At 59.8% G+C, this 9,681-nt stretch carries 8 protein-coding genes; 2 read left to right on the forward strand and 6 right to left on the reverse strand.

Annotated features, from left to right (window positions below; translation table 11 throughout):
- Nucleotides 1-11: 11 nt before the first annotated feature.
- Nucleotides 12-872: an NADP-dependent methylenetetrahydromethanopterin/methylenetetrahydrofolate dehydrogenase gene (locus ACYQ3M_RS05525; RefSeq protein ID WP_460035063.1), complete on the forward strand. Its 861-nt coding sequence runs from the start codon at nt 12-14 to the stop codon at nt 870-872.
- 31 nt (nt 873-903) lie between these two features.
- Here ACYQ3M_RS05525 and cysS read toward each other — a convergent pair whose 3' ends face one another.
- Entirely contained in the window at nt 904-2,280 is a 1,377-nt protein-coding gene (gene cysS / locus ACYQ3M_RS05530) for a cysteine--tRNA ligase (protein WP_460035064.1), read from the reverse strand.
- Nucleotides 2,274-3,665, reverse strand: a complete 1,392-nt coding sequence (gene gltX / locus ACYQ3M_RS05535; RefSeq protein WP_460035065.1) for a glutamate--tRNA ligase — start codon at nt 3,663-3,665, stop codon at nt 2,274-2,276. Before gltX ends, cysS begins: the two co-directional genes overlap by 7 nt.
- Before the next feature lie 515 nt (nt 3,666-4,180).
- Between gltX and ACYQ3M_RS05540 the strand changes: the two genes are divergently transcribed.
- Nucleotides 4,181-4,684: a hypothetical protein gene (locus ACYQ3M_RS05540; RefSeq protein ID WP_460035066.1), complete on the forward strand. Its 504-nt coding sequence runs from the start codon at nt 4,181-4,183 to the stop codon at nt 4,682-4,684.
- Here the strand turns inward: ACYQ3M_RS05540 and pmbA are convergent.
- The 4 genes from pmbA to ACYQ3M_RS05560 all read right to left on the reverse strand — a co-directional run.
- The gene (pmbA, locus tag ACYQ3M_RS05545; protein WP_460035067.1) at nt 4,681-6,021 is read right to left on the reverse strand and encodes a metalloprotease PmbA; all 1,341 of its coding nucleotides are present in this window, start codon (nt 6,019-6,021) and stop codon (nt 4,681-4,683) included. The two genes, ACYQ3M_RS05540 and pmbA, sit on opposite strands and share 4 nt — an antisense overlap.
- An 18-nt stretch (nt 6,022-6,039) precedes the next feature.
- Nucleotides 6,040-7,485 (reverse strand): metalloprotease TldD, encoded by a 1,446-nt coding sequence (gene tldD / locus ACYQ3M_RS05550; RefSeq protein ID WP_460035068.1) that lies wholly within the window; start codon nt 7,483-7,485, stop codon nt 6,040-6,042.
- A complete protein-coding gene (locus ACYQ3M_RS05555) occupies nt 7,482-8,321 on the reverse strand; it encodes a carbon-nitrogen hydrolase family protein (RefSeq protein ID WP_460035069.1) in 840 nt (279 codons plus the stop codon). Before ACYQ3M_RS05555 ends, tldD begins: the two co-directional genes overlap by 4 nt.
- A partial coding sequence (locus tag ACYQ3M_RS05560; RefSeq protein WP_460035070.1) for a YhdP family protein occupies nt 8,314-9,681 on the reverse strand: 1,368 nt, incomplete at its 5' end. The genes ACYQ3M_RS05555 and ACYQ3M_RS05560, both read right to left, overlap by 8 nt.

Below are 9,681 nucleotides of genomic sequence, written 5' to 3' on the forward strand. Positions count from 1 at the left end.
CGAGCGTTTGAGTGAAAAAGATCTTGTTGCAGTTTGATACCGACCCTTACCCCTCTTCGTTCGATGCGATCGTCGCTTACGACGGCGGCGCCGACTGCGTGCTCGGCTACGCGAACCTAACGCCCGCAAACGTCGGGCCGTTGGTGGACGGGGCGATCTTTACCCGTTCTCCGAAGGCCAAGCAAAACACCGCGATCTTCATCGGCGGCCGGGACCTTGCGGCAGGCCAGGCGCTTTTAGAAGCGGTCAAAAATAAATTCTTTGGCGATTTTCGGGTGTCGGTGATGCTCGACAGCAACGGCAGCAATACCACCGCCGCGGCGGGCGTTGCCCAGATCGCCGGGGAAATCGGCGGCAAGCGGGCGGTGGTGTTGGCCGGCACCGGCCCGGTCGGGCAGCGGCTCGCCGCTTTGCTGGCCTATGAGGGCGCTAAAGTGACGCTGACTTCCCGCAGTCTGGCGCGCGCTAGGCAGGCGTGCGCGGCGATCCGGGAGCGCTTTGGGGTGGAGGTCGTGCCGCAGGAGGCCGTGGACGGCGAGGCGCGGGGGCAGGCGATCGCTAAGGCGCACATCGTCTTTGCCGCTGGCGCGGCCGGGGTCCGGCTGCTGGAGGAACGTCACTGGCAGGCGCTTCCCACGTTGGAGGTGCTGCTCGACGCCAACGCCACCCCTCCTTGGGGGATCGCCGGAATCGAGCCATCCGATCGGGGCAAGGTGCGCCACGGCAAAGTTTGCTTTGGGGCGCTCGGTTTTGGCGGCTTTAAGCTCGCCCTCCACCGTGCCTGCATCGCCAAGCTGTTCGAGCGCCACGATCAGGTGTTGGATGCTTTGGAAATCTACGCGCTCGCCCGGGCATTGGCAAAGACGGATTAGTCTCGCAGGATTGGACCGGTAGGTTTTGGCTTTAAGCGCGCCGCCAGAGCGTCCCTTGCGGGGTGTCTTCGAGCACGATGCCGTGCGCCTTAAGCTGCTCTCGGATGCGGTCGGCGGTGGCCCAGTCTCTGGCTTTTCTGGCTTGATTGCGCGCCTCGATCAGGCGCTCGATGGCCTCGGCGGGAAGCGGGGTTTTGCCTCTAAGAAAAGCTTCCGGATCTTGTTGCAAAAGACCCACCACGCCGCCTAGGGACTTGAGGGTAGCGCCAAGCCGGGCCGCTCGCTTTAAGTCTTGGGATTTGAGCCGGTTGATTTCTTTGGCCAAGTCGAACAGCACCGCGAGCGCCTCGGGCGTGTTGAAGTCGTCGTCCATCGCCTGCTTAAAACGCACCGAGAAGTTTTGCTCATCCATTTGGACAGCGTTCTCGGGCAGGCCGCGCAACGCGGTATAAAGTCTTTCTAAGCCGGCCTTGGCGGAAACGAGGGAGTCCTCCGAATAATCCAGAGGGCTGCGGTAATGGCTGGTCAGGAGGAAGAATCGGATCGCCTCGCCGGGATAGCGCTCGAGCAGCTCGCGGAGGGTGAACACGTTGCCCAGCGATTTGGACATCTTTTCTTGGTCGATGCGGACGAAGCCGACGTGGATCCAGTAGTTGGCGAACGGCTCCCCGGTCGCCCCTTCGGATTGGGCGATCTCGTTCTCGTGGTGGGGGAATTGGAGATCGGCTCCTCCGCCGTGGATGTCAAAGTGCGCCCCAAGGCAGCTCGTGGACATCGCCGAGCACTCGATATGCCACCCAGGACGCCCCAGTCCCCAGGGCGAATCCCAAGCCGGCTCGTTGGGTTTGGCGCGTTTCCAGAGGACAAAGTCGAGCGGGTCGCGTTTGGCTTCAGCGACTTCCACCCGAGCGCCGGCGCGCAGCTCCTCGAGGTTTTTCCCCGAGAGTTTGCCATAACCGGCAAATTTTCCTACCGCAAAGTAAACGTCGCCGTTGTCTCCGAGGTAGGCATAGCCCTTGTCCAGCAAGGTTTGGATCATCGCGATGATCTGCGGGATGGACTGGGTTGCTCGAGGTTCCAGATCGGGCGGCAAGCACCCCAAAGCGCGCTCGTCCTCGTGCATCGCCTGGATGAACTTCTCGGTGAGCGCGGCGATCGGGATCTTAAGCTCTTCGGCGCGGCGGATGATTTTGTCGTCGATGTCGGTGATGTTGCGCACGTAGGTGAGCTCAAACCCCAACCAGCGCAGGTAGCGGGCGATGCTGTCGAACACCACCATGACCCGGCCATGGCCCAGGTGGCAATAGTCGTAGACCGTCACCCCGCACACGTACATGCGCACCTTACCCGGGAGGATGGGGCGAAAGATTTCTTTCCTGCGCGTTAGGCTATTGAAGATCGTCAGCATGGGTTAAAGCGGGCGAGTCGGTCAAAGAGGCGTTGGGGACCAAGAAGCGTGTAGATCGGCTCGAGCTCGGGGCCATCCAAACGCCCCGTCAAGGCCGCCCGAAGCGGCTGAAACAGCTGTTTGCCGTGGACCTTGCATTTGGCTTGGAGCGCGGCCAAGAATTCCTGGTAGTTTTGCGGATGGGAGCGGGCAGACTCCAGGGCAGCGCGGAAAAACCCAGGATCGGTATGGGCTAGGATAAGGCGCGCTGTTTCGGTGACCGGATAGTCCGGCGCGAATAGGATGTCTGCCCAGGCTTGGGCCTGCTCGGGGAAAATCCAGTTGCTGCGCACTAACGCCAGGAATTGGCTGCGGCAGGCTGGTGGGACCTGCCTTAAGGCGGCTTCGCCAAGCCACGCCTCCAAAGTGGCGTCGTCGGCGGCGCGCACGGCGCGGGCCTGCCAGAAATCGAGCTGCTTGGGGTCAAAGCGCGCAGGCGCTCGGCTCAGTTTTTCTAACCGAAAGCCTAAAGCCAATTCCTGCAAGGACAGCAGTCTGTCTTCTGGGTAAACGTGACCTAGGCGGGCTAGAAAATTGACTATGGCGGCGGGCAGATACCCTCGTTCCCGCAGTTCCCGCAGGCTCATGCTGCCGTTGCGTTTAGAGAGGGGGGCGCCGTCTTCTCCCAAGATCAACGAGATATGCCCATAGCGCGGCTGCGGAAGGCCAAGCGCTTGTAGAATGAGGAGCTGGCGGGGAGTGTTGGGCAGATGGTCCTCGCCGCGCAAGACGTGGGTGACGCCCATCAGGGCATCGTCGATGGCGTTGCAGAAGAAAAAAGCGGGAGTGCGGTCGGCGCGGCGGATGATAAAGTCGCCGATGGCGTCGGTCGCAAAGCGCTGTTCGCCGCGGATTAGGTCTTTAAATGTCACCGTCTGTCCAGGCGGCACCCGAAACCGCAGCGTCGGTTTAAGCCCCTGCGCCAGGCGCTGTGCGATTTCCTCGCGGGATAGATGCGCGCATTTGCCGGAATATTTGGGCGGCAGACCCTGGCTCAGTTGGATTCTGCGGGACCGAGCCAACTCTTCAGGGGTGCAGAAGCAAGGATAGGCGAGATCGTCTTGTTCTAAGCGGGCGTAATAGTCTTCATAAATGGCGGTGCGCTGCGACTGGAAATATTCGTTCGGCTCGGCAGAACGCGGACCTTCTTCCCATGCCAAACCGAGCCAGTGTAAGTCTTCTAGGATCGCTGCGACAAATTCAGTTCGGCTGCGTTCTGCATCGGTATCCTCGATGCGCAGCAGGAATACTTTGCCGTATAGCCGGTTGAAAACGGCGGTTCTGGCGTTGCCTAGGTGAATCCAGCCGGTAGGACTGGGTGCAAAACGCGTTTTCGTAATAGGCATGGAAACGTTTCGTTCCAGAAAAACTAAAGATTTTATTGAGTTCGACCAGAAAAAACTACGTGCAGGCTTTGTAAAGCCGCAGTTTTCTTGACACGCAGAAGGATATTCGTATACTGGTCTGGCTGGCATCAAGCATGACAGACCACTAATTTATTAGCGAAAGAGGTTCACTAATGGGAGCTATACTCGATCTAGTCGAAAAGATGCGGACGCCGGGCGGTATCGTGGTCACTATCCTGGTCGTCGTTGCGGGCTACTTTTTCTATAAGTGGGTCACGGCAGAGCCTAAGGAATAAGTCTCTCGCCTCAAGGCGGGCGATAGGTGCTGCTATCGCCCGTCAGCGCCTCTTTAAACTCCTCCCTTTAAGGACGCTTTCTCTGGAAACCTTCCTTCTTGGGGTAAGTTGAATCCAAGGGAAGGTGCGATCCGGATCACAAATCTAAATTTTCCAGATCAAATTTTTCGACTGCATGCCGCTGTATGGGAAGTTAAGGAAACTTCCAAGGAGCGCGTTATGCATTTGATCAAGTTATTTATCTCCCAGAGTTTTTTTCAGAAACTTCCCCAAAATTGGTCGGTCTCTCGCGAGGATTACGAAAAAACGGCCTTAGTTTATCTCGGCGCGTTTTGGGCCATCCAGACGCTGCTTATGGGAGAGCCGGCCGAGGCTTTTGTCGCGGCAATCTGCGAGTTGATCTTGACTCAGGTTTTCGTATTCATCGTGCTGGCTTTAGCTAGGCGCCGCAATTGGTTTTTTCCCACCGCGACTTTGATTATGGGGGCTGAGAGCTTGGTAGGGATGTTTGCTATTCCTTGGGTGATCTGGTTGCGAGTGGCGGAAGGTCCGGCCTTGCTGGCGGCTTTTTACGGCCTGATGCTGTTTGTCGTCTGGGGGCTGGCCGTGCTTGGCAGGATTTTCCATCAGGTTTTGGCTAGACCTGCTTCCTTTGGGCTAGGAGTGGCGTGTGCCTATGCGGTGGAGACGTATTTAGGCACTTTATTCTTGCTCGTGCTTTAAGAGGAATTACCGGCTACAGTCATATTCGCCAGCCAGATGGAACCGGTCTGGATGTTGCCGCGCCGGTCGACATCCAGACCGATCGCCACGAGGTCGCGGAACATTTGTTTGAGATTCGAGGCAATCGTAATTTCCTCGACGGGGAATTGAATTTCCCCGTTCTCTACCCAAAATCCGGCCGCTCCTCGCGAATAATCTCCGGTGACTAAATTCACCCCGTGCCCCATCAGTTCGGTAACCAATAGGCCAGATCCCATTTCCCGGAGTAAGGAGTCGCGTTGCAGCGTCCCTGGATCGACGATGACGTTGTGCACGCCGCCGGCGTTGCCGGTGGTTTCAAGTCCAAGCTTGCGGGCCGAATAACTGCTCAAGATATAAGATCGGACGATTCCGTCGCGAACCAAATCGTGGGGATAGGTGGCTACCCCCTCGCTGTCGTAAGGGGCGCTGCCTATCCCCCGTTTTAGGTGGGGCTCTTCGTGAATGCGGACGAATTTTGGGAAGACCGATTTTCCTAAGCTGTCTAGCAGAAAGGAAGACCTGCGGTATAGATTGCTTCCCCGAATGGCGGCCAAGAAATGGCCGATCAGGCTGGTGGCCGCCTCTGCGGCGTAGATCACCGGGCATTGGCGTGGACTTAAAGAGCGTGCTCCTAATCTGGCTACCGTACGCTCGGCGGTTTTGCGGCCGACGCTCGCCGGAGATTCAAGGTCTTGCGGGCTACGGGCTATCGTGTACCAATAGTCGCGTTGCATTTGTCCGCCGCGTTTGCCTACCACGGCGCAGCTTAAGCTGTGGCGTGAAGCCGGGTAACCGTGCAAGAAACCTTCGCTGTTGCCCAACACGCGGATGCTATTGTGGCTGGTAAGGCTTGCCCCTTCGGAATTGACGATTTCCGGATGCGCACCGAGCGCGGCGGCCTCGCATTCGAGCGCTAGCTCAAGCGCCTGGTCGGGGCCGATGGCCCAGGGATGGTACAGGTCCAAGTCCGGAATCTGAACGGCCAATCTAGCCGGATCGGGCAAACCGGCGTAAGGGTCTTCGTGGGCAAAGCGGGCGATGGCGCACGCGGCTTCCACCGTCTCTTTAAGCGCGGCATCGCCCAGCTCGGTGGTGCTCGCCGAACCCTTGCGTTGCCCAAAATACACAGTCACGGTCAGGCCCTGGTCGCGGTGGTGCTCTATGCTTTCTGCCTCTCCCAGCCTGGCGCTGACCGCCAGGCCGGCATCGAGGTGGGCGCCGGCCTCGGCGGCGCTGGCGCCCAGTTTTCTGGCTTGTTCCAGGACCAAGGCGACTTTGTCCTGCAAGAGTTTAAGTTGCGATTCGAGCGGTTCCAAGGCTGTCCTCCTGCCAAGTTAGGTGCGGGTTCCGCCGACGGTCAGCCCGTCCACGCGTAGGGTCGGCTGACCGACGCCTACCGGTACGCTCTGGCCGTCTTTGCCGCAGGTGCCCACGCCAGGATCTAAATGCAAATCGTTGCCTACCATGCTGACCCGGGTCAGCACTTCTGGGCCGTTGCCGATCAGCATCGCGCCTTTGACCGGGCGGGTGATCCGGCCGTGTTCGATCCAGTAAGCCTCGGAAGCAGAAAACACGAACTTGCCCGAAGTGATGTCCACTTGGCCGCCGCCGAAGTTTTTCGCGTACAACCCTTTGTCCACCGAAGCGATGATTTCTTCCGGGCTGTATTTTCCAGGAAGCAGATAGGTATTGGTCATCCTAGGCAGAGGGGGATAAGCGTAGGATTCCCGGCGGCCGTTCCCGGTAGATACTGTGCCCATCAAGTGGGCGTTCATCTTGTCCTGCAGATAGCCTTTGAGGACGCCGTTTTCGATCAACACGGTGTGCTGCGTCGGGGTGCCTTCGTCGTCGATGTTGAGGGAACCACGCCTTCCGGGCAAGGTGCCGTCGTCCACCACCGTGCACAGGGCCGAGGCGACTTTTTCCCCGATCCGACCGCTAAAAGCTGAGGTTCCCTTGCGGTTAAAGTCGCCCTCTAAGCCGTGGCCGACCGCCTCGTGCAAGAGCACGCCGGGCCAGCCCGACCCTAAAACCACAGTCATGGTGCCGGCCGGGGCTTCGACCGCCTCCAGGTTGACTTGGGCTTGGCGCACGGCTTCTTCCACGTAGCTTTCGGCCCGCCCGGGTTCCAAAAAGTAGCGATAATCGGTGCGCCCCCCACCTCCGGCGCTGCCTTGTTCGCGGCGCCCGTGGTGGGCGAGGATCACGCTCACGTTGAGTCGGACCAAGGGGCGCACGTCGGCGTGCAGGGCGCCGTCCTGGGTTGCGATCAGGACGATCTCGAAACTGCCGGACAGGCTAACGATCGCCTGCTCTATCCTGGGATCGCTCTGGCGGGCGAGCCTGTCCAGACGCCGCAGCAAATCGATTTTGGCTTCGGTGGTCAAGCTCGGCAGCGGATCGACGCTCAGGTAGAGCGACCTTGGGCTTGCTTGGGAAGCGACCGCCACGCGGGCGGAGGCAGCGTGACGGGCGATGGCGCGCACGTGGGTGGCCGCTTCCAGCAAGGTGTCGAAGGCGATCACGTCGCTGTAGGCAAAGCCGGTCTTGTCGCCGCACACCGCGCGCACGCCAAAGCCTTGTTCCAGGCTGTGGGTTCCTTCCTTGACGATGCCGTCCTCAAGCACCCAGGATTCAAAGCGCGAAAACTGCAGGTAAATGTCGGCCAGGTCGACCGGCACCGTGAGGATTTGGTCTAAGATCCGATGCAACTTGGCCGGATCCAGTCCGGCCGGTTCCAGCAGCGTGCGTTGCGCAAGGCGAAGTGCTTCCTCGGTCATGGCGGCGGTTCACGTTGGAATAGGTAAGGCTTGCGGTGGGTGAGCGCGGGAAAAGCCCGGCGGACCTCGTCCAAAACCCGCCTATCGAAGCGGGCTGCGCACACCCCCGGGGTTTCCCCGAGCTCAGCTAGCACCCTGCCCCAGGGATCGATGATCATGCTGTGGCCGTAGGTTTGGCGACCATTGGCGTGGACGCCGCCTTGATCGGCAGCGACCACGTAACACTGGTTTTCGATCGCCCGGGCGCGTAGCAGCACCTCCCAGTGCGCGGCACCGGTGTGCGCGGTGAAAGCCGCCGGCACCAGCAGGATTTCAAGCCCCTGCGCGCTCAGCCGGCGGGTGAGCTCCGGGAAGCGAATATCGTAGCAAATAGCTACTCCCAGCTTGCCGAGCGGGGTATCGAGCACCAAAGGTTTTTCCCCGGGAACGATGGTGTCGGATTCGCGATAGCTCTCGGTGGTGCCGGGAAGATCGACGTCGAACAGGTGGATTTTGTCGTAGCGCCCTTTAAGCTTCCCGTCTGGGCCGTAAATCAGGCAGGCCGCATAGGCTTTAGTTGGGCCTGCGCGTAAGGGAACGCTTCCTCCGACCAACCAGAGCTTAAGGCTGGCGGCGGTAGCGGCGAGAAAATCCTGGATGCGTCCCTGACCCTCCGGCTCCATGATCGCGAGCTTGTCGCGCTCGCTCCGACCCATGAAGGCAAAATTCTCCGGCAGCAAGACGAGCTCGGCGCCTTGAGCCGCGGCTTTGGCGATCTCGACTTTGGCCGCCTCCAGGTTGGCGACAAGATCGGGACCGGAGGTCATTTGGACGGCGGCGACGATAGGCTTATTCATTTGGGTTTCCAGTCAATCCCTGCAACTTTGACCAGATTCCATGGAGCATAGCTCCTGGTAGGCTGCGGCGCAGAAGGACAATGGTCGGATTGTCCAAAGTCCCATAAATAGCGTATTGGCTTTGGGTAACGCTGTCTAGAGGCGCGTTGATCAGGCGTTGGGTGAAATTGGCCATTTTGCCTAAACCGTTGCTTGAGTATTCGCGGAACAAGCCCAAGGTGGCAGGCGTGTTGGGGGAGACCGTGACGTATTCGTCCACCTGATGGTTGACCAGGTCTACGGTGCCGGCAATGTGGATGCGAGCTGAGATCGCGGCGATGCTCAAATCGTCGGTGAGCGCAAGTCCGTCTTTGATACGGATGCGGCCGCCGATGCGCTCATAGGCTAGACCCGCTTGAAACAGGTCGCTGAAATCCAGCCGCAGGCGGCGCTCGAGCGTGCCCAAATACAACAAACCCAACAAGCGGGCGGCTTTGGGATCCGCATCCAGCCACCGCCCCGGGCCCGTCTCCAGATGGGCGAAGCCGTTCAGCTTGGCTACGGAGAATTGAGGCGCGCCCGGCCAGTCGAGCTTGAAATCGAGGGTAGTCGGGGTTTGCGCCAAGGCGGTGGAATAGCCGATGTGCTGTAGAAACTTTCCCAGGTCTTGGCTGCTGAAACGGCCGCTCACCTGCGTGGCGGTAGGTTCGGCTTGGCGCCAGCGGCCAGAGGCTTCCAAGCGGTGCCAGGAACCGGCCAAGGTGAGTTCGAATGGGACTTGGGCGGCTTCGGGGAACGTTTTAAACGTAAGCGCGCCAAGATCGTGCTTTCGCCAGCGCAAGCGTTGGGCGTGCAGGGTCAGCGCCGGCCAGGGGGTTGCGGGCGAGTAGCGAGGAAGTTTAGGGTTCTGGGCCAATTGGCTGAGTTTGTCTAGGTCGATGAAATCCAACCTCAAGCTCAGCCGCTTTGTTCGGCTTTCCCAGGTCCAGTCGCCGGCCGCGTACGGAGCAGTCAAAGCGCCTTTCCAACCGGATTCGACCCGCTGGGCTTGCACGCGATGGGCGCCTAGGTTCTTACCCTGCAGGTGCACGTGCTCTGCGTTCAGCTCGAGTTGGCGGAGACGGCCTGTGCCTGAAGAGGAAAGCGGCCACCTGGACCAAAACTCAAGCCAAGAATCTAAAGGCAGGCGATCAAGCTGGCCGGCGAAAACGAACCCTTTGCCTTTGGCGGCTGGGGGAGGTTGATTCAGGCCGATCTGACCATAGAGCTCAGAGGTCCTTGGATTCAAGCGGAGGGCGGCGTGTACGGGGCCGTAGTTCAAGCGCACAGGGACCTCAGGAGAACGCAGCTGGGCAATCAGTTCTAGAGCCTGGGATTGGTC

It is taken from the genome of Methylothermus subterraneus, assembly GCF_054656915.1.